A 20000-nucleotide genomic window follows, 5' to 3' on the forward strand; every position below is an offset into this window, starting at 1 on the left:
TGGTTAGTAGGCAAATCCGCTAACCGTAAGGCTGGGCTGTGATGGGGAGGGAAACTTAAGTACCGAAGGTCATGATTTCAAACTGCCAAGAAAAGCTTCTAGCCAGGCGAAGGTGCCCGTACCGCAAACCGACACAGGTGGGTGAGAAGAGAATTCTAAGGCGCGCGGAAGAACTCTCGTTAAGGAACTCGGCAAAATGACCCCGTAACTTCGGGAGAAGGGGTGCCTCGGTAGGGTGAATAGCCCGAGGGGGCCGCAGTGAAAAGGCCCAAGCGACTGTTTAGCAAAAACACAGGTCTGTGCGAAGCCGCAAGGCGAAGTATACGGGCTGACGCCTGCCCGGTGCTGGAAGGTTAAGAGGAGTGGTTAGGGGCAACCCGAAGCTATGAATTGAAGCCCCAGTAAACGGCGGCCGTAACTATAACGGTCCTAAGGTAGCGAAATTCCTTGTCAGGTAAATTCTGACCCGCACGAATGGCGTAACGACTTGGGCGCTGTCTCAACGAGAGATCCGGTGAAATTTTAATACCTGTGAAGATGCAGGTTACCCGCGACAAGACGGAAAGACCCCATGGAGCTTTACTGCAGCTTGATATTGGACTTTGGTACGATCTGTACAGGATAGGTGGGAGCCTTTGAAGCCTGAGCGCCAGCTTGGGTGGAGGCGCCGTTGGGATACCACCCTGATCGTATCGGAGTTCTAACCTGGTACCGTAAACCGGTATGGGGACAGTGTCAGGTGGGCAGTTTGACTGGGGCGGTCGCCTCCTAAAATGTAACGGAGGCGTTTAAAGGTTCCCTCAGAATGGTTGGAAATCATTCGCAGAGTGCAAAGGCATAAGGGAGCTTGACTGCGAGACCTACAAGTCGAGCAGGGACGAAAGTCGGACTTAGTGATCCGGTGGTACCGAATGGAAGGGCCATCGCTCAACGGATAAAAGCTACCCTGGGGATAACAGGCTTATCTCCCCCAAGAGTCCACATCGACGGGGAGGTTTGGCACCTCGATGTCGGCTCATCGCATCCTGGGGCTGAAGTAGGTCCCAAGGGTTGGGCTGTTCGCCCATTAAAGCGGTACGCGAGCTGGGTTCAGAACGTCGTGAGACAGTTCGGTCCCTATCTGTCGCGGGCGTAGGAAATTTGAGAGGAGCTGTCCTTAGTACGAGAGGACCGGGATGGACGTACCGCTGGTGTACCAGTTGTCTCGCCAGAGGCATCGCTGGGTAGCTATGTACGGAGGGGATAAGCGCTGAAAGCATCTAAGCGCGAAGCCCCCCTCAAGATGAGATTTCCCAGTATGTAAGACCCCTTGTAGACGACGAGGTTGATAGGTTCGAGGTGGAAGTGCGGTAACGTATGCAGCTGACGAATACTAATCGGTCGAGGGCTTAACCTAATATAGGGATCTTTTAGCGAAGCTAAAAGTCTCTCAGCTTTCCTAAGTAGCATACTTTACTTCAGTTTCGTATCTAGTTTTCAAGGCGCAAATCACGCTTTGACTGTTTGGTGATGATGGCGGAAGGGATCCACGCGTTCCCATCTCGAACACGACCGTTAAGCCTTCCAGCGTCGATGGTACTTGAACCGCAGGGTTCTGGGAGAGTAGAACGTTGCCAAACAAATATAGGGATCTTTTGATGAACTCAAAAGTCCCTCTGCTTTCATGGCCCGTTGGTCAAGTGGTTAAGACACCTCCCTTTCACGGAGGTAACAGGGGTTCGAGTCCCCTACGGGTCACCATTTTTCATAAGTTGAACGATTAGCTCAGCTGGGAGAGCACTACCTTGACAGGGTAGGGGTCGGCGGTTCGATCCCGTCATCGTTCACCATATATCTTTTTTAGCATGGAGCTGTGGTGTAGTGGCCTAACATGCCTGCCTGTCACGCAGGAGACCGCGGGTTCGAATCCCGTCAGCTCCGCCACCTTACCCCTAAAAGTGAAGATAAGCTTTGTAGCGAATTCCTATTACTTTTCGGGAACCACATACCTAAATACTTAATTTGGCTTTGTAGCTCAGTCGGTAGAGCAGAGGACTGAAAATCCTCGTGTCGGCGGTTCGATTCCGTCCAAAGCCACCATTTCTAAACTAGATAAGCCGTTGTAGCTCAACTGGTAGAGCAACTGACTTGTAATCAGTAGGTTGGGGGTTCAAGTCCTCTCGACGGCACCATATTTTATATGGTATAGTAGGTACAAGATTATGGCGGTCGTGGCGAAGGGGTTAACGCACCGGTTTGTGGATCCGGCATTCGCGGGTTCAAGTCCCGTCGTCCGCCCATTAATACCACATGGAGTCAGGTTCGCCTAGCAACTCCAGAGAAGATCAACATGCGCGTATGGCGGAATTGGCAGACGCACCAGACTTAGGATCTGGCGGGTGACCGTGGGGGTTCAAGTCCCTCTACGCGCATAATAAGCCGGCGTGGCGGAATGGCAGACGCGCTCGACTCAAAATCGAGTTCTAACGAGTGGAGGTTCGAGTCCTCTCGCCGGTATCTAAAGCAGTAAACAAAAACACCTTACTTAGTAAGGTGTTTTTGTTTTAGACAGATTTGCGAACAGCCGCAGGTGTCAGGCCCAGCATTCTTTTAAACATAGCATGAAAATGAGGCAAGCTCTCGAAGCCGCACATTTCGGCGATAGTTTGTACACTAGCGTCACTCTCTTGAAGCAACTGTTTGGCGCGAATGATACGTTTGGTTAGGATGTACGCGGTAAAATTCATACCAATCAGCTGTTTAAAGGCTCTGCTGAAATGGGCGGGTGAAACCGCCGCTCGTTTTGAGAGCGTCGTAAGGCTTATATTTTCACAATAATGTTGATCCATATAGAGCAAAATCTCCCTCATCCATTGGGGAACGACCAACGTATCAACGTGAGGGGTTCTCGCCTCTGTAGCAGCAACGTCCCGTTGTACATACAACAGAAGTTGGAGTAAATGGAGGTAGATGGCTTGGCGGTATCCTGGAATCGCGTGTAAGAGCTCATACTGAATGGACTCAAAGATTTGGGCAAGTTGCTGAGCATGATGTGGAAGTGTCGCAAGCTTATAGCCGCGAAGCGCCGAGGCTTGCTCAAAGCTTTGCAAGTAGGAAAAACCGTCGCCGAACTGCGCAGCCTGCAGCATAGCAGGTGAGAAGTAGATGGCAGAAGACGTCACAGGCGTCTCTTTGTCGGGTGTTGCACGGTGAATGGTGTTGCCAGGAATAAGAAACAGATCCCCCTGCTTCATGTCATAAAACGTATGGTCGACAAAAAAAGTTCCGCTCCCGCGGTACACAAATACAATTTCATACCAATCATGGAAATGGTCAGGCAGCTCGCTTTGCGAGCTTTTTGTGCTTTTGTAGGCGAGGGAGAAGGGGAAGAGGTCATGGTCATCAAAAATTTTGCGTATCAGTTCCACCACGAGTATCACTCCTTCAGAAATCACTACATTCATAATATCAAAATACCGTATAAATATGCTAGATACCGTTATTTCATATCGTAATAATGATGCTACAATAAAAGTAAGCGATCTCATCTTAGGTAAAGAAAGAGGTATAGTGGCCATGCGTATCGATGCTCATCAACATTATTGGAAAATGGATCGGGGAGATTATGGGTGGATCACACCTGAACTGTCTGTGTTGTATCGAGATTTCCTACCGAGCGATTTACAGCCCCATCTAGAACAATTCGACATTAACAAGACAATCGTCGTACAAGCTGCGGAAACATTAGAAGAAACAGCATATTTACTTGCACTCAGCGAGACATCTGATACGATAGCTGGAGTTGTGGGGTGGCTGGATTTAGACGATCCTAATTTTCTACTTCATTATAAAAAGTGTAAGCAGCATCCGAAATATGTAGGCTTTCGTGTCATGATTCAGGAAATGCCAGATGCCAGGGCGATCCTTCAGCCGCATTTTGTTGAGGCATTGCGTTATTTCGCGGAAGAGAATGTCCCCGTAGATCTCCTAGTCGTTGCTCATCAATTGGAACCTGTTGTCGAGCTTCTTGAACAAGTTCCAGGTCTGCGTGCCGTGATTGATCACATCGCGAAGCCACAGATTGCCGCAGGAGTAATTGAGCCATGGAGCAGCCAAATGACAGCGATTGCTCAGCATCCGAATATCTACTGTAAGATATCAGGCATGGTGACGGAGGCCCATCATACGGAGTGGAAAGCTGAGGATTTCACCAAATATATTCAGCACATTCTAACGATTTTCGGGAGCAAAAGGGTAATGTTCGGCAGCGATTGGCCAGTGTGCTTACTAGCTGGTGAGTACGAGGACGTTGTAGATATTGTGACACAAGCTTTGCCATCTCATTGGACGGAAGAAGACAAATCTCGATTATTCGGACTCAATGCAAAGGAGTTCTACAAGTTATGAAATATCGGACACTAGGAAAAACAGGGCTAGATGTCTCGGTGCTTAGTTTTGGTGCTTCGTCCCTTGGATCCGTTTTTCGTGAAACGAACGAGGAAGAGAGCATTCGTACGGTTCATACAGCCATTGATCAAGGGATTAACCTTATTGATGTGTCGCCGTATTATGGACTTACCAAAGCTGAGACGGTGCTTGGTAATGCGATTTCGCAGCTCGATCGGACTCGATTCATCCTATCGACCAAAGCTGGACGATACGGCGATGCCGAGTTTGATTTTTCCAAAGAGCGGATCATTCAAAGTGTGGACGAGAGTTTGATGCGGCTGCAAACCGATTACATAGATATTCTGTATCTGCATGATATTGAATTTGCTCCCTTTCACGTCATTCTCGAGGAAGCCTTTCCCGCGCTTGATGACTTAAAACAAACTGGCAAAATCCGTTTCTTTGGAGTCTCGGGCCTGCCCTTGTCAGTCTTTGAAAAAACGCTGGCTCACAAAGAAGTGGATTCTGTCCTATCGTATTGCCACTATGCACTGAACGATACGTCATTGCTAGACACTCTGCCTCTGCTTGATAAACACCAAGTCGGACTGGTGAATGCTTCTCCGCTAGCGATGGGAATGCTCAGCACGAGACCTGCCGCGAGTTGGCATCCTGCTCCTATCGAAATCCAACAGCTATGCAAGCAAGCTGCGGAGCATTGTGCAAAGAATGGTACGGATGTTGCGAAGCTGGCTGTACAGTTTGCGACGGCGAATGAGCGGATCCCAACAACACTGGTCAGCACAGCCAATCCCGCTAATATTTCCAAAAATATTGCATGGACAGAAGAGCCGATGGATATGGAACTCTTACTAGAGGTGCTGGACATCTTGAAGCCCATCCACAATCGTTCATGGGTGAGCGGAAGACCTGAATACAACGAGAAGACGTATTATTAATTTTGAAAGCAGCCAAAGGGGAAGGTGTATAGAAATGAAAGCTATCGTCTGTGAACAGATCGATCGGTTGGCCTATGTCGAGATGGAGCAACCCACCGTAGGTGTAGGTGAAGCACTCATTCGTATTCAGCGGATCGGTATATGCGGAACGGATTTACATGCGTATAAAGGGAATCAGCCCTTTTTCAGTTACCCGCGAATTCTAGGGCATGAGCTGGCTGGCTATGTAGAGGAATTAGGTGAGGGTGTGTCTGATCTTGCAATTGGTGATCTCGTCAGCGTTGTGCCGTATATGCACTGTGGTCACTGTATTGCTTGTCGCAACGGGAAAACGAATTGCTGCATCGACATGAAAGTACTTGGTGTGCATATCGATGGGGGCATGGTAGAGAGAATATCTTTGCCAGTGAGTCATTTGATAAAAAGTAATGGGCTTACGCTGGATCAAGCGGCTATGTTGGAACCGTTCAGTATTGGTGCTCACGCGGTACGTAGATCGGAGCTGCGAGCTGGTGAAACTGTTCTTGTCATTGGATCAGGTCCAATTGGACTTGGGGTAATGGTGCTGGCCAAAAGACAAGGTGCAACCGTCATCGCGATGGATATCAACGAGGAGCGGCTAGCGTTTTGCAAGGATTGGGCAGGCGTTGATCATACCGTCAATGCGCTAGAGCAGCCCAAAGATAAGCTATCAGAATTAACGAATGGCGAGTTCCCCACCATCGTCTACGACGCAACAGGTAACGTGAGATCGATGACGGATGCATTCAGTCTTGTCGCTCATGGCGGCAAGCTCGTTTACGTTGGATTGGTTAAGGCGGATATCGCTTTCCATGATCCAGATTTTCACAAAAGGGAAATGACCCTAATGGGCAGCCGGAATGCGACCATGGAAGATTTCGATACTGTGCGCAGCGCCTTTCAGGAAGGACGTATTAACATCGATAGCTACATTACCCACCGTGCAGCGTTCGATGAAATGGTAGGACAATTCGAAACCTGGTTGAAACCGGAATCTAAAGTGATTAAAGCGATGGTTTGTTTGTAAAAGCAAACGCCGACACGTCTCGTCTAATACGAGATGTGTTTTTGCGCTCCCCCTGTTTACGATGGATTCTCCAGCTTCGCCACGAAAGCAGCTGCAGCCGTCGATAGCGGCATATTTTTCAACGTGATAATTCCAATCTTGGTCGAAGGGATTGCAGCCTCAAGCTGAACCTCAAACAGACTGCCCTCCTCTAGTTCTTTTGCAACGAATTCCTTCGTAACAAAGGAAACCCCGAAGCCAATTTTGGCAAACTCAATAAGCAAATCGACACTTCCTAACTCGATCTCAGGCTCAAGTAATAAGCCATGATCACTAAACAAACGAGTGATAAATTTCCGTGATGAGCTGTTGCTCGAAAATAAAATGATCGGATACGCTAGCAGTTGCTCAAGTGGCACTTTTCCAAGTGATAACTCCTTGTATTTAGGCCCTGTAACGAAGCAATCTTGAATCGTAATGCCTTCTCTAACGTGCAGTTGCTCGTCATGGATAGGCGTTCTGACAATACCGATGTCGATTTTGCCTTCTTTTAGATGCTTCACAATCTCAGGTGTCGTCCCGTGAACTAAATTAATTTGGACCTGCGGATATTGGACATGGAACGACTCCAAGAATGGCAAAAGATAGTGCTTGCATAAGGAGTCGCTGCCGCCGATTTTGATTTCGCCGCTGGAGAAATTAAGCAGTGCACTCAATTTTTCTTCCGCAAGGGAAATGAAATTATAGGCTTGTTCAATGTAGGAGTACAGGATGGCGCCTTCTGTGGTAAGATCAACACCTTTGGATGTTCGAGCAAATAAAGGCAGTCCTAGGGACTCCTCCAACAATTTAATGGAGTGAGATACACTTGGCTGTGTAATATACAGCTCTTTGGCTGCCTTGGACAAGCTGCCTGACTTGGCAGTTAGGTAGAAAACTTTGTATAACTCAAAATTAACCATATAGACACCTTCTATATCGAGTATCGAAACTATCAATTATTTGAATGTGCGGACACCTCTTATAATAAAGTTAGATGTCTGGAAATACAACCAATTTGAATGGAGGCAATCTGTTGTGAATGGAACAAAGGTGGGCATAGAAGAATTAAGTATTAATGCAATTAGAACGCTTACAATTGATGCTGTAGAGAAAGCTGCCATGGGTCATCCAGGGATGCCAATGGGCGCGGCGCCGATGGCATATGCACTGTGGACACGTCATTTGAAACATAATCCTGTTAATCCTGCATGGGCGGATCGGGATCGTTTTGTCTTATCAGCGGGTCATGGCTCAATGCTGCTATACAGCTTGCTTCACTTAAGCGGCTATGGCGTAAGCTTGGACGATATTAAGGAATTCCGTCAATGGGGAAGCCGTACACCGGGACACCCTGAGTATGGTCATACGGTCGGTGTTGAAGCAACGACAGGACCGCTGGGCCAAGGTGTGGCGATGGCAGTGGGAATGGCGATGGCTGAAGCGCATCAGGCTTCCGTGTATAACAAGCCGAATTTCCCGGTCGTAGATCACTTCACGTATGCGATTTGCGGTGACGGCGATTTGATGGAGGGTATTTCTTCCGAAGCTGCTTCCCTAGCTGGTCATCTAAAACTAGGCAAACTTGTAGTACTTTACGATTCAAATGATATTTCACTCGATGGCGACTTGAACATGTCATTCTCTGAGAATGTGAAAATGCGCTTCGAATCTTACGGTTGGCAATACCTGCGCGTGGAAGAGCAAAACAACGTGGATGCCATCGCTGCGGCCATCGCAGAGGGCAAAGCCGATCTCAATCGCCCGACGCTGATTGAGATCAAGACGACCATCGGCTTCGGCTCGCCGAACAAAGCCGGCAAAGGCGGCCACGGCGGCACGCACGGCTCGCCGCTGGGCAAAGAGGAGCTGCTTCTCACGAAGCAAGCGCTCGGATGGCCCCTAGAGCCGGACTTCTACGTCCCGGCTGAGGTGTACACCCATTTCGCCCAGCATCAGCAAGCGGGCGCGCAAACAGAAGCAGCCTGGGAGCAGCTGTGGATCGGCTATCAAGCGGCATACCCTGAGCTCGCAAAGCAATTCGAGCTCTCGAACAAAGGTGAATTGCCAGCGGACTGGAACGCCGATGTGCCACGCTACACCCCTGAGAGCGGCGCGATTTCGACGCGCACTGCATCAGGCAAAGTGATCAACGTCTTGGCGAAGCGTGTGCCTCATCTAGTCGGGGGATCTGCCGACCTAGCGAGCTCCAACTTCACCATGATCAGCGATGCTGCGGCTTTTAGCGCAGGGGATTACAGCGGCCGCAACTTCTGGTTCGGCGTCCGTGAATTCGCCATGGGCGCAGCACTGAACGGTATGCTGCTTCACGGCGGACTGCGCGCATTCGGCGGCACGTTCCTCGTGTTTAGTGATTATCTTCGCGGTGCGATTCGTCTCTCCGCGCTGATGAAAGTGCCTGTGGCGTATGTCTTCACGCACGATAGTATTGCTGTCGGCGAAGATGGACCGACGCATCAGCCGATTGAACAGATTCCATCCCTGCGGATGATCCCAGATCTGACGTTGTTCCGTCCTGCGGATGCGAACGAAACAGCAGCCGCTTGGGAGTTTGCGCTTCAAGCGAAAGAAGGCCCATTTGTATTCGCACTGTCCCGTCAGAACCTGCCAGTGCTGCCAGGCACGGATACGCTCGCTTTTGACCACATTCATCAAGGGGCGTATGTCCTTTCAGATGTTGAAGCTGGAGAGGCTCCTGTCGTTCAGCTTATCGCAACGGGATCTGAAGTTAGCTTAGCACTTGACGTGAAGAAGCTCTTGGTACAAGATGGAATAGGAGCTCGCGTCATCTCGATGCCAAGCCGTGAATTGTTCGAGGCGCAGCCTGAGGATGTGCGAAATGCGATTGTTTTGCCTAACGTAGGGAAAAATGTTGTGATCGAAATGGCATACCCTGCTGGTTGGGAAGAGCTGACAGGAAGCGAAGGCTTCGTGGTCGGAATCCGCAAATTCGGAGCATCAGCGAAGGCAGACCGAGTTATTCGTGAATATGGCTTTACAGCAGAAGCAATCGTTCAACAAATCAAACAGAAGTATTTCCAATAATATGCGCCCAGTACGGGGGAAAAGGTAGGGATACAGGATGAAATTGTTTATCGACACAGCCAATGTAGAAGAAATTCGTAAAGCTCACGCGCTAGGCGTTGTTGCAGGTGTAACGACGAACCCGTCTCTAATTGCCAAAGAAGGCAGAGACTTTTTTGAAACTGTTAAAGAAATTATTTCTATTGTTGGCGATGTACCGATCAGTGCAGAGGTTGTTTCCTTGAAGGCTGATGAAATGGTAGAGCAAGGCAAGAAACTCGCGGAATTAAGCCCGAATATCGTTATTAAGCTGCCGATGACATTGGATGGCCTGAAAGCGACTAGCGTGTTCAGATCACTGAGTATTCCTACGAATGTGACGTTGATCTTCAGCTCAACGCAAGCTTTGCTTGCAGCACGCGCAGGAGCGACATTCGTTTCTCCATTTATCGGGCGCTTAGATGATATTAACCAAATCGGTATGAATTTGATTAAAGAGATCTCCCAAATTTTTCAAGTACACGGCATCCAATCTGAAATCATCGCAGCCAGCGTACGCCACTCTGCGCACGTTATTGAAGCAGCGCTAGCAGGCTCACATATTGCAACTGTGCCTTATAAGGTCATTGAGTCCATGAGCAAGCATCCGCTGACAGATGCGGGCATTGAGAAGTTCTTGGCTGATTGGGAAGGCGCGAATCAAGCAAAATTCTAAACCCCGAAGACCCGCCGATTAGGCGGGTCTTTTTTTCGTTATCTTGCTGGCGATGATGCTCTCAGTTGGACACATACTTATTTTTTTAGTACGATAGAAAGTAGAAAGATTTTCATAGAATTAGAGATCATAGATGAGATAGACAGAGGTAGGGGGACATGTAGATGCTTCGACTTGGTGAGAAAATTATTTTCATTGCTGATCGTTTGGAACAGAATTTACCGATTGGCGGATATGGATTTATTATAGCGTATGACCGCAATAACGATAACATTTTCGACTATGTGGTGCGTGTCCCGAAAGAGAATAAACACTATTATGTGACGGCATCGGACATCGAATTGGAAGAGGTTCTTCTTCAGCAAGAAGCGGAGCAAGTGGAGAAGGAAGCCTTGATTGATTATGCGCTAGCGACTAAGAATGAGGCGCTGTTTCGCAGAATTATGACAGGCGAGCCGAGCGTGGAGCCAGAGAAAGAAAAGGACAAGGAAGTACAGTCTCGCGAAGATTTTATTAAACAAATCGGGCTGAAAGCTTGGATTTAATAGGTTAAGTGAAGCGACGGTGAATGGACACTGTCGCTTTTTTGTGCATTTTCGCATGTTTAGCAGGCATTCCTTATTCTGGATTGAGTTCACTAATTATCTGGGATATAATGAAAAGAATGACTAAACGCTGAAACAAGGGGTGTAGATTTCGTGAGTATAACGAAGAAAGATGTCGATCATGTCGCCAAGCTGGCTAGACTTGATCTTACGGATACCGAGAAAGATTTATTTACAGATCAGCTTAATGCCATTTTGAAATATGCCGAGCAGTTGAATCAATTAAATACGGAAGGCGTTCCGCCGACTAGCCATGCGATGCCATTCGTAAACGTCATGCGCGAGGATGTCGTCAAGCCGTCATTGCCAATTGAGAAAGTGATGCTGAACGCGCCAGATCATGAGGATGGGCAGTTCAAAGTTCCTGCTATTTTAGAATAAGAAAGAGATGAAGGGAGTGCCTGTCGTTGTCTTTGTTTGATTTAAACCTACAACAAATCCACGCGAAACTTCAAGGGAAAGAGATTAAGGTTTCGGATCTGGTGGATCAATCCTATACAAGAATTGGGCAAGTCGAGAACAAAGTTCGTGCTTTCCTTACCCTAAATGAAGAAAATGCTAGACAAACTGCAGCTCAATTGGACGAGCAGCTTTCGAACGGTTCCGTGAGCGGCGATTTATTCGGCCTGCCTGTCGGGATCAAAGATAATATGGTCACTGAGGGATTAAAGACAACATGTGCCAGCAAGTTTTTATCCAATCATATCCCGATCTATGATGCAACGGTTGTAAGCAAGCTGAAGGCTGCGCAAGCTGTGACCATTGGCAAGCTCAACATGGATGAGTTCGCGATGGGCGGATCCAACGAGAACTCCGCGTATCATCCAACTCACAATCCGTGGAACACGGATTATGTACCAGGCGGCTCCAGCGGCGGATCTGCCGCAGCAGTAGCTGCTGGCGAAGTGTATTTCTCGCTGGGCTCCGACACAGGCGGCTCGATTCGCCAACCAGCAGCATACTGCGGTATCGTCGGCCTGAAGCCGACATACGGGCTTGTTTCCCGCTATGGTTTGGTCGCCTTCGCTTCCTCGCTGGACCAGATCGGTCCACTGACGAAGAACGTAGAAGACGCTGCTTATGTGATGCAAGCGATCGCAGGCTACGATCCGAAAGACTCCACTTCGGCTAACGTTGACATTGCGAACTACCTAAACGCATTAACTGGCGATGTCAAAGGATTGCGCATCGGTGTTCCGAAGGAATACATGGGCAAAGGCATCGACCCTGCGGTTAAAGCGAAAATCCTCGAAGCACTTAAGGTGCTTGAAGGACTAGGCGCTGTATGGGAAGAAGTCTCCCTGCCACATTCCAAATATGCCGTAGCTACGTATTACTTGCTAGCTTCTTCCGAAGCGTCTTCCAACTTAGCTCGTTTCGACGGCATCCGTTATGGTGTTCGTTCAGATAATGCACGCAATTTATTGGATTTGTACAATCTTTCACGCAGCGAGGGCTTCGGTCCTGAAGTGAAACGTCGGATCATGTTAGGTACGTATGCGTTAAGCTCAGGTTATTACGATGCGTATTACTTGAAAGCACAGCAAGTTCGTACCTTGATTAAGCAAGACTTCGATCAAGTATTTGATAAATACGATATCATCATCGGGCCGACGGCGCCGACGACTGCTTTCAAAATCGGCGAGCAAAGCAGCGACCCGCTCACCATGTATTTGAATGACATCATGACAATTCCAGTCAGCTTAGCAGGTATTCCTGCGATTAGTGTGCCTTGTGGTTTCGTCAATGATCTCCCAGTCGGCTTGCAAATTATCGGCAAAGCTTTGGATGAAGCTACAGTACTGCGTGTAGCCCATGCCTTCGAGCAGCATACCGATCATCACAAGCAACGTCCGCAATTGTAAGTCATAGTTTAAGCGTAACGAAGGAGGCAGTCACTTTGTCGGCAACAGAAACTCAATTTGAAACCGTAGTCGGTTTAGAAGTTCACGTGGAGCTTCATACCGCTTCCAAAATATTCTGCTCTTGTGCAACTTCATTCGGAGCACCTCCGAATTCGAATACGTGTCCCGTTTGTTTGGGACATCCAGGCGTATTGCCAGTCCTCAACCGCCAAGCGGTAGAGTATGCGATGAAAGCGGCGATGGCGCTGAATTGTACAATCGCAACGAACAGCAAGTTCGATCGTAAAAACTATTTTTACCCAGACTCACCAGATGCCTACCAAACCTCGCAATACGATCAACCGATCGGTGAGCATGGCTGGATTGATATTGAAGTGAACGGTGTAACCAAACGTATTGGTGTAACCCGGGTTCACTTAGAAGAAGATGCAGGGAAATTAACGCATGTTGATGGAGGATATGCATCCTTAGTGGATTTGAATCGTGCGGGGACGCCTCTTATTGAAATTGTTTCGGAGCCAGATCTTCGTTCGCCTGAAGAAGCGCGTGCGTATCTAGAGAAGCTAAGAGCGATTATGATTTATTGCGATGTGTCCGATGTCAAAATGGAAGAAGGCTCACTGCGCTGTGATGCGAACATTTCTCTGCGACCTTTCGGTCAGGAGAAATTCGGAACGCGCGCTGAGTTGAAGAATATGAACTCTTTCCGCGGTGTTCAACGAGGTCTTGAATATGAAGAGTACCGTCAAGCTGAAATCCTTAGAAGCGGGGAAGAAGTCATTCAAGAAACGCGCCGTTGGGATGACACCCAAGGCAAAACCTTAGCGATGCGCGGCAAGGAAGATGCCCACGATTATCGTTATTTCCCGGATCCGGATCTAGTCAGTCTTCATATCGATGATGCATGGAAAGATCGTGTCAGATCTTCCATTCCAGAGTTGCCAGATGCACGTAAAGCGAGATACAGCCGTGATTACGGACTGCCAAGCTATGATGCAGACGTAATTACAGCTTCCATGAAGCTAGCGGATTTCTTTGAACAGAGCTTGCAATATACGCAAGATGCCAAAGCGGTGTCCAACTGGATTATGGGAGATTTGCTTGGCTATCTCAATGCGAATTCCTTGGAGTTTACTGATGTGAAAATTACAGGTAAAGCCCTTGGCGAAATGATCGGCTTGATCGAAAAGGGCACCATTTCCAACAAAATTGCCAAAACCGTCTTTAAAGAGATGCTCGAAACGGGCAAAGAACCGCAAACGATCGTTGAAGAGCAAGGCTTAGTGCAAATCAGCGACGAAGGCGCGATCAAAGCCGTCGTAGAGCAAGTAGTGGCGAATAGCCCGCAGTCTGTGGCTGATTTTAAAGCGGGTAAAGAGAAAGCTGTTGGCTTCCTGGTCGGGCAAGTGATGAAAGAAACCAAAGGTAAAGCCAATCCAGGCCTCGTCAATAAATTAATTGTGGAGTGCCTTAATAGTAAATGATAAAATGCGGTGGTGATCCTGAATAAGGACACCACTTTTTTTAATTTCAATGCAGGAGTGATTCCACTGTCCATTCAGCAGCTTCAACTTCAGACGAACGATGAAATTCTTATCTTGCTCTCCCTTCAAATGGCTTCTTACCGCGTGGAGGCGGAGCTTATAGGTTTTGATAATATTCCGCCATTGAAAGACGGCATACTCTCTATTCGTGAATCCCAAGAAACCTTCTATGGGTTTTATGTGGAGGATATGGAGCCTGACAAGAAGACGCTTGCGGGGGCCATTTCATTTGAGCGAGAAGGTACAGTAGTGACTATATGCCGAATGATGGTTCATCCTCATTTTTTTCGAAGAGGGATTGCTAGAACGCTGCTACAGCATATACTTAAAGAGCAAGAGGGCTTAGGCGCCACAAGATTTATCGTTTCTACTGGTTCAGCGAATACACCTGCGGTGTGTTTATATGAACAGTTTGGCTTTCAAATAAGACGTGTTTTTACAATTCCTCCTGGTGTGAGTTTGACAACCTTTGAACGACCAGCCGATGCCTTCAAATAAGCGTAAGGGAGCGATTCGATGGACAATCCGTGGGTAATTGATCAGCTTCACATTTCAATAAGGCTCGTACTTGCGCTCTTGCTTGGCGGCCTAATCGGGTTCGAGAGGGAAGTGAGCTCTCATGCAGCAGGACTTCGTACGCATATTTTGGTTTGCGTGGGCTCTGCCCTGGTTATGTTGCTTTCCATCTACGGCTTTGGTGCATTTGTGAATGAGACGAATGTGCGGATTGATCCCTCTCGTTTAGCGGCTCAGGTTATAAGTGGAATCGGCTTCTTGGGCGCAGGAACGATCATGTTCAACGGCAGATCGATAACAGGGCTTACAACTGCAGCATCGCTGTGGGTTGTGGCGGGGATCGGGCTCGCAATTGGTGCAGGATTCTACTATCCTGCTGTATTGGTTTGCTTCATGGTCTTGCTCTCCTTATGGATCCTTAATAAAGTGGAACATAAATATTTTAGCGGAAAAAAGGTCCGCATTTTGAAAATACAAGCGCTCGATCAGCCAGGCACATTAGGCTTGATAACGACAATTTTAGGTAAACGGAAAGTGGATATTAAACAGATCAAACTGGAAGAGCTGGAAGATGGCAATAAGCCCAATCACGTACAAATTACGTTCCATGTTACCATTCCTAAACCATCTGTCATGGGATTTGTTCTCGAGGAAACGAATCAAATTCAAGGGGTTATCGGGGTGGCTTTAGAAAATCACAATTAAATTTGAAGGGGTTATTCCGATCAGGTCGTCTAAGTTTTTGGACGCATGGAGAAGGGGGAGGGGTTTCATGGACAACATGACGGATGAACAATTAATAGAACAGATCCGTCAGGGTCATACGGAAGCCTATCGCGTGGTCGTCGAGCGTCACAAGACGTATATTTATACGTTGGTATATCGCATGGTGGGTCACAAGGAAACGGCAGAAGACTTAACCCAAGAAGTGTTTGTGAAACTGTTTCGATCCCTGAGTCATTTTCGTGGTGATGCCAAGTTGACAACATGGTTGTATCGGATGACGACGAATCTGGTGACAGATTACAGACGAGCCCAAAGACGCAGACCTTATGAAGCGCTTTTGGACAAAATGAAAAGTTGGTTTACCGACACACGCGATGAGCCTGAACAAGTAGCCATTAGAAGAGATGAGCAGGCTCACATGCAAGAGTTGCTGTCGGAATTGCCAGACAAGTATCGGATGATTATGATACTCTACCATTTCAAACAACTTTCGTATAGCGAGATGAGTGAAATTACGGGTATCCCGATCAAGACATTAGAAACCAGACTTTACCGTGGCAAAGCGATGTTGAAGCAAAAATGGCTGGAGGTGAATAGGCATGACATTGAAGCGCCAAGCAGACATGCAGCTCACGCAATACCTGAATAAGCTCATGGAAGAAATGCCGCTTAGCGAGCCTAGTCCGGGCTTGACGGATCGGATTATGCATTCCCTGCAGGAAGATAAAGCAGTTAGCAGCTTAATCGTAAATACGCAACCTAGTATAAATAGAGGATGGATGAACGGTGCCATCGCCATAGCCGCAACCGTGCTTTTCATCCAAACAGGTTTGATTGGTAGAATCATGCATATTTCCGCAGGAATCTCAGAGTTAACAGGCTATATCCAGAATTTATCTCAATACCTATAATCTCAATTAAAAGGGAGGACATATCCTTGAACAATCACAACGAACAAATGCAAATGCCAGATTATGCGTCAAACCCGTCTTTCCCCTCTTATGCACCTTACTATCCCATTTCCAAAAAGAAAAAGTGGGCTGCTGGTGTGCTTTCATGTATCCTTCCAGGAGCGGGACATTTCTACTTGGGTCTTATGCAGCGAGGGTTGTTTATCATGATGCTCCTAATCTTTGATATTTTTTCAATTACAGCATTAGTAGACAATCGAGAGGCGAGTGTGCCGATCGTGACACTCTTTGCCTTATTTATACCAGTCATTTATTGCTATAACCTGTTTGACGCCTTACAGTTAACCGATCATGTGAACAGACGCTTGGAGCTTGGCGCATTCGCCATTCCAGCAGAAGACATGGAACTGAACGATCCACTTCAGAAACTGATGAAAGGGACGAACGTTGGCGTAATCTTGATTATCGCTGGCGGACTCATCTTCATGCTTAGCAATAAGCCGAGTTGGTTCTCAGCACTGTTTCATTTAATGGGTTCATTCGTAGGCTCTTGCATTCTTGTTCTTGCGGGAGTTGCGATGTTCCTGTTGGATTCCCGAAAAAACAAGTAACTTGACGGTGTAACTGCATAACCATCATTGACAAAAGTCAAACAACACACGTACAATATAGTGTAAGGTTTTAATGACTAACATCAGGTGGTGAGTACCATGGCAGCACATTTAGAACAAGCGTTAGCGAAATTGAAAACAACAGGAGTTCGGATGACGCCCCAGCGGTATGCGATTCTTTCTTATTTGTTGGATTCTATGACTCATCCGACTGCGGATGACATTTATAAATCTCTTGAATCGAAATTTCCTAACATGAGCGTAGCGACTGTTTATAATAATCTTAAAGTGTTCATTGAATCAGGACTTGTGCGAGAATTAACCTATGGGGATAACTCGAGTCGGTTTGATGCCGATATGACAGACCATTACCATGCGGTTTGCGAGGTTTGCGGGAAAATTTCAGATTTTGAATATCCTCCGCTTTCTGATATTGAATCAACGGCAGCTAGACAGACAGGTTTTCAAGTTGGGGGATATCGTTTAGAAATTTATGGCGTATGTCCTGATTGCTCGGTAACAACCAAACATTAACTTTGGGCAAAACTCCTCAAACGGTGAAATCGTGTTGTATAATGAAACGTGTTCAACTCTTTCTTGCAAAGAGCGGGCACGTTTTTTTTCATATTCGCACTTAAGGAAGTGAAGCATTGAATTCAACTAGAAAATTCATTCTGATCACAACGCTGGGTCTAGGCATGTTTGCCGCGGGAGCCGCTGCCTATCTTGTTCAACAGTTGGCACCTAATCGTGAACATGTGGAACCTGATTATCACGAGCTAAGCAAACCCGTGTTTTATGAGGGGCAGTACTTCCAAACAAGTGCAATCGGTGAGAAAGAAGGTCTTAAGCTTCCACTAGAGCTCCTTCAACAGTGGATCGATCCGACCATCATATATGAGAAAAGCAGTGACTCTGTCATTGTCACGACCAAAGACAATGTGTTGCGCATGAAGACAACCGAACTTTCCGCCCTCATGAATGAGAAGCCGATTTCGTTATCTTTTCCTGTTGAAAAGAAAGAGGAAGGTCTCTACCTTCCGGTAGAACCTTTGAAACAATTGATTCCGTTCGAGATTAGAGAATCATCTACAACGGGTGCCATTCTACTTTTTAAGCAAGGTGAAGTTATTCATTGGGGGAAATATACAGGGAGCAAAGAAGCGGCATTACGAACGGAAACCACCATCAAAGCGCCAATTGTATCGGAGATTGCTCCAAATGAACAAATAATGTTGATCGGCAGCGAGGGCGATTGGTATAAGGTTCAACGAGAGAGCGGTCCGATTGGATACATCCATAAGAAAGAGATCGCAGAAGATCATAATGAAACCATCTCACTTCAAACACAGGCGTCCACTTACGTTCCTTGGAAACCAATTACGGGAAAGCTCAACATGACGTGGGAGCACGTGATTACGAAAAATCCGGATACATCCAAAATCGGTGAGATGCCTGGTTTGCAAGTGGTTAGCCCGACGTGGTTCTCTGTAGCGGACAAAGAAGGGCGAATAAGTAACGGAGCGGATGCCGCTTATGTCAAATGGGCACATGATCACAATTACCAAGTATGGGCTCTGTTTAGTAATGGTTTCGATGCGGATCGAACATCCCGCGTACTGGCCACCTATGATTTGCGTATGAAAATGATCAAGCAATTACTTGGTTTTGCACAGACGTATAAGCTGCAAGGCATTAATATTGATTTTGAAAATGTCTATCTTAAAGATAAAGAAAACCTGGTTCAATTTGTCCGTGAAATGACCCCATTTATGCATGCGCAGGGATTATCCGTTTCCATCGATGTAACTCCGAAATCAAGTAATGAGATGTGGTCGATGTTTTATGATCGTCCAGCTTTGGCTGAGGTTGTCGACTACATGATGTTGATGGCCTACGACGAGTATTGGGCTACCAGTCCCAAGTCGGGTTCTGTTTCTTCAATCCCATGGACAGAGAGGTCTGTTGCGGCGCTGCTGACAACTGATAAAATCCCGCCATCTAAGCTTGTCCTTGGTGTGCCGTTCTATACGCGTCAATGGACAGAAGAAACCAAAAACAGCAAGCTAACTGCAACATCCAAAACGTTAACAATGGCAGGCACGCAAGCAATCATTAAGGAGAAAAAATTAACTCCTACTTTTTTACCTGAAACAGGCCAAAATTATATTGAATATAAAGAAGGAGATAAGCTCATTCGAATTTGGATGGAAGATGAGGTGTCAATAAAGGCTCGTCTAGCTTTGGTTGAAAAATACAATCTAGCCGGCATTGCCTCGTGGAGAAGAGGCTTTGAGGAGTCGAACGTATGGCAAGTAGTGAAAGATGGATTGCCTAAGTAAATAACAAGAAAGCCGAGCCCCGTGTGCAGGGTTCGGCTTTTTTTCGTCAGGAAAGCGTTTTTGGTTCATTTTCACCAACTGGCTCATATTGTGGATCTATAGTAAGAATCGTCTTGCAGAACATGCAGCGGTCGGTTTTACCTAGCATTTTTGTTCTTCTTCCGCACTCAGGACAATCGATGACCGTTGCTGAAGTCGACAGCATGCCAGCCCAGAAGTAAATCCCCATGCTGACCAATACGCTGATCATGCCAATGGCCATGAAAATAACCGCAATAATCCGCCCTGCTTGTCCCCAGTCAAAAACGATTCCAGCAAGCCCTATAATCATAAGCAGCATTCCACCCATGGTCATAGCGAGCCCCCACAAGCGGAATTCATTGACTTTACTTGATTTAAATCGCACTACTTGTTCCTCCTCAGTCCTAAACCTAATGTTTTGTATGAATTGTCACAGAATTCAGCAGGAAACCTTTTCGCCCTTGTAGAAATAAGTAATAAACAATTGGAGACAGGAGCTTTGGAAACCCATGGGAATAAATAAAGAGCAGCTTTTGCTTAAGTTCCGGGATGACGCTAGAATCATAAGTGTCATGGCGGTAGACAATCCTAAGCAACTTCCCTCACTGACAGATGGTTTTGATACACTACTGCTTATCGTAACCAATGACCTTGGTCTGAACAATCATACCATTAATTATATAAGAGACGATTCGCGGATACAAGA

Annotated in this window: 20 protein-coding genes, 8 tRNA genes and 2 rRNA genes (2 of these 30 running past the window's edge); 27 read left to right on the forward strand and 3 right to left on the reverse strand. The window is 47.0% G+C overall.

Annotation, left to right across the window (positions count from 1 at the left end):
• The 10 genes from MJB10_RS04955 to MJB10_RS05000 all read left to right on the forward strand — a co-directional run.
• Nucleotides 1–1396, forward strand: a 23S ribosomal RNA gene (locus MJB10_RS04955); it begins 1520 nt to the left of the window's first position.
• A gap of 106 nt (nt 1397–1502) precedes the next feature.
• A 5S ribosomal RNA gene (gene rrf, locus MJB10_RS04960) occupies nt 1503–1619 on the forward strand.
• 46 nt (nt 1620–1665) lie between these two features.
• Nucleotides 1666–1740, forward strand: a tRNA-Glu gene (locus MJB10_RS04965).
• 13 nt (nt 1741–1753) lie between these two features.
• Nucleotides 1754–1829 (forward strand) — tRNA-Val (locus MJB10_RS04970).
• A gap of 17 nt (nt 1830–1846) precedes the next feature.
• Nucleotides 1847–1923: transfer RNA gene (locus MJB10_RS04975), tRNA-Asp, on the forward strand.
• Nucleotides 1924–2003: 80 nt separating this feature from the next.
• A tRNA-Phe gene (locus tag MJB10_RS04980) sits at nt 2004–2079 on the forward strand.
• A 16-nt stretch (nt 2080–2095) separates the two neighbouring features.
• Nucleotides 2096–2171, forward strand: a tRNA-Thr gene (locus tag MJB10_RS04985).
• 33 nt (nt 2172–2204) lie between these two features.
• Nucleotides 2205–2277, forward strand: a tRNA-His gene (locus MJB10_RS04990).
• Nucleotides 2278–2331: 54 nt separating this feature from the next.
• Nucleotides 2332–2411, forward strand: a tRNA-Leu gene (locus MJB10_RS04995).
• A 6-nt stretch (nt 2412–2417) separates the two neighbouring features.
• A tRNA-Leu gene (locus tag MJB10_RS05000) sits at nt 2418–2496 on the forward strand.
• Between the two features lie 47 nt (nt 2497–2543).
• Here MJB10_RS05000 and MJB10_RS05005 read toward each other — a convergent pair.
• Nucleotides 2544–3410, reverse strand: coding sequence for an AraC family transcriptional regulator (locus MJB10_RS05005; RefSeq protein ID WP_314802271.1), 867 nt, complete (start codon nt 3408–3410; stop codon nt 2544–2546).
• A gap of 145 nt (nt 3411–3555) precedes the next feature.
• Between MJB10_RS05005 and MJB10_RS05010 the strand changes: the two genes are divergently transcribed.
• From MJB10_RS05010 to MJB10_RS05020, 3 genes are read left to right on the forward strand one after another with little or no spacing between them, the layout of a single operon-like run.
• Entirely contained in the window at nt 3556–4386 is an 831-nt protein-coding gene (locus tag MJB10_RS05010) for an amidohydrolase family protein (protein WP_314802273.1), read from the forward strand.
• Nucleotides 4383–5327 (forward strand): aldo/keto reductase, encoded by a 945-nt coding sequence (locus MJB10_RS05015; protein ID WP_314802276.1) that lies wholly within the window; start codon nt 4383–4385, stop codon nt 5325–5327. The genes MJB10_RS05010 and MJB10_RS05015 overlap by 4 nt, the downstream gene beginning before the upstream one ends.
• 34 nt (nt 5328–5361) lie before the next feature.
• Nucleotides 5362–6375 (forward strand): zinc-binding alcohol dehydrogenase family protein, encoded by a 1014-nt coding sequence (locus tag MJB10_RS05020; RefSeq protein WP_314802278.1) that lies wholly within the window; start codon nt 5362–5364, stop codon nt 6373–6375.
• A gap of 56 nt (nt 6376–6431) precedes the next feature.
• Here the strand turns inward: MJB10_RS05020 and MJB10_RS05025 are convergent, their stop codons facing one another.
• Nucleotides 6432–7316, reverse strand: a complete 885-nt coding sequence (locus MJB10_RS05025; RefSeq protein ID WP_314802280.1) for a LysR family transcriptional regulator — start codon at nt 7314–7316, stop codon at nt 6432–6434.
• A gap of 115 nt (nt 7317–7431) precedes the next feature.
• On the opposite strand from MJB10_RS05025, the gene tkt reads away from it, so the two are divergent.
• From tkt to MJB10_RS05090, 13 genes are all read left to right on the forward strand, one after another.
• Nucleotides 7432–9459: a transketolase gene (tkt, locus tag MJB10_RS05030; protein ID WP_314802282.1), complete on the forward strand. Its 2028-nt coding sequence runs from the start codon at nt 7432–7434 to the stop codon at nt 9457–9459.
• Between the two features lie 37 nt (nt 9460–9496).
• Entirely contained in the window at nt 9497–10153 is a 657-nt protein-coding gene (fsa, locus tag MJB10_RS05035) for a fructose-6-phosphate aldolase (protein WP_314802284.1), read from the forward strand.
• A gap of 164 nt (nt 10154–10317) precedes the next feature.
• On the forward strand, nt 10318–10698 hold the full coding sequence (locus MJB10_RS05040; RefSeq protein WP_314802286.1) for an ATPase: 381 nt from the start codon (nt 10318–10320) through the stop codon (nt 10696–10698).
• A gap of 153 nt (nt 10699–10851) precedes the next feature.
• Nucleotides 10852–11139 carry an Asp-tRNA(Asn)/Glu-tRNA(Gln) amidotransferase subunit GatC gene (gene gatC, locus MJB10_RS05045; RefSeq protein WP_314802288.1) on the forward strand — a complete coding sequence of 96 codons (288 nt, stop codon included), beginning with the start codon at nt 10852–10854 and terminating at the stop codon, nt 11137–11139.
• A gap of 26 nt (nt 11140–11165) precedes the next feature.
• Nucleotides 11166–12623: an Asp-tRNA(Asn)/Glu-tRNA(Gln) amidotransferase subunit GatA gene (gene gatA / locus MJB10_RS05050; protein ID WP_314802290.1), complete on the forward strand. Its 1458-nt coding sequence runs from the start codon at nt 11166–11168 to the stop codon at nt 12621–12623.
• Between the two features lie 35 nt (nt 12624–12658).
• Nucleotides 12659–14107 (forward strand): Asp-tRNA(Asn)/Glu-tRNA(Gln) amidotransferase subunit GatB, encoded by a 1449-nt coding sequence (gatB, locus tag MJB10_RS05055; RefSeq protein ID WP_314802292.1) that lies wholly within the window; start codon nt 12659–12661, stop codon nt 14105–14107.
• A gap of 9 nt (nt 14108–14116) precedes the next feature.
• Nucleotides 14117–14665, forward strand: a complete 549-nt coding sequence (locus MJB10_RS05060; RefSeq protein ID WP_314802294.1) for a GNAT family N-acetyltransferase — start codon at nt 14117–14119, stop codon at nt 14663–14665.
• 18 nt (nt 14666–14683) lie between these two features.
• Nucleotides 14684–15388 (forward strand): MgtC/SapB family protein, encoded by a 705-nt coding sequence (locus MJB10_RS05065; protein WP_314802296.1) that lies wholly within the window; start codon nt 14684–14686, stop codon nt 15386–15388.
• Nucleotides 15389–15455: 67 nt separating this feature from the next.
• Nucleotides 15456–16058 carry an RNA polymerase sigma factor gene (locus MJB10_RS05070; protein ID WP_314802298.1) on the forward strand — a complete coding sequence of 201 codons (603 nt, stop codon included), beginning with the start codon at nt 15456–15458 and terminating at the stop codon, nt 16056–16058.
• A complete protein-coding gene (locus tag MJB10_RS05075) occupies nt 16009–16320 on the forward strand; it encodes a hypothetical protein (protein WP_314802299.1) in 312 nt (103 codons plus the stop codon). Before MJB10_RS05070 ends, MJB10_RS05075 begins: the two co-directional genes overlap by 50 nt.
• A gap of 26 nt (nt 16321–16346) precedes the next feature.
• Nucleotides 16347–16931 carry a hypothetical protein gene (locus MJB10_RS05080; protein WP_314802300.1) on the forward strand — a complete coding sequence of 195 codons (585 nt, stop codon included), beginning with the start codon at nt 16347–16349 and terminating at the stop codon, nt 16929–16931.
• Nucleotides 16932–17030: 99 nt separating this feature from the next.
• The gene (gene perR / locus MJB10_RS05085; protein WP_314802301.1) at nt 17031–17465 is read left to right on the forward strand and encodes a peroxide-responsive transcriptional repressor PerR; all 435 of its coding nucleotides are present in this window, start codon (nt 17031–17033) and stop codon (nt 17463–17465) included.
• 116 nt (nt 17466–17581) lie between these two features.
• Nucleotides 17582–19273, forward strand: coding sequence for a glycosyl hydrolase family 18 protein (locus tag MJB10_RS05090; protein ID WP_314802303.1), 1692 nt, complete (start codon nt 17582–17584; stop codon nt 19271–19273).
• A gap of 46 nt (nt 19274–19319) precedes the next feature.
• Here the strand turns inward: MJB10_RS05090 and MJB10_RS05095 are convergent, their stop codons facing one another.
• Nucleotides 19320–19679 carry a DUF2614 family zinc ribbon-containing protein gene (locus MJB10_RS05095; protein ID WP_314802304.1) on the reverse strand — a complete coding sequence of 120 codons (360 nt, stop codon included), beginning with the start codon at nt 19677–19679 and terminating at the stop codon, nt 19320–19322.
• Nucleotides 19680–19803: 124 nt separating this feature from the next.
• Here MJB10_RS05095 and MJB10_RS05100 point away from each other — a divergent pair, with 124 nt between their 5' ends.
• A protein-coding gene (locus MJB10_RS05100; protein ID WP_314802306.1) for a nucleotidyltransferase-like protein crosses the window boundary here: on the forward strand, nt 19804–20000 show its 5' end (the start). It continues 673 nt past the right edge of the window; the window shows 197 of its 870 coding nt (coding positions 1–197); the start codon lies at nt 19804–19806; its stop codon lies off the right edge, out of view.

Source organism: Paenibacillus sp. MBLB1832, assembly GCF_032271945.1.
Lineage (GTDB): Bacteria > Bacillota > Bacilli > Paenibacillales > NBRC-103111 > Paenibacillus_E > Paenibacillus_E roseopurpureus.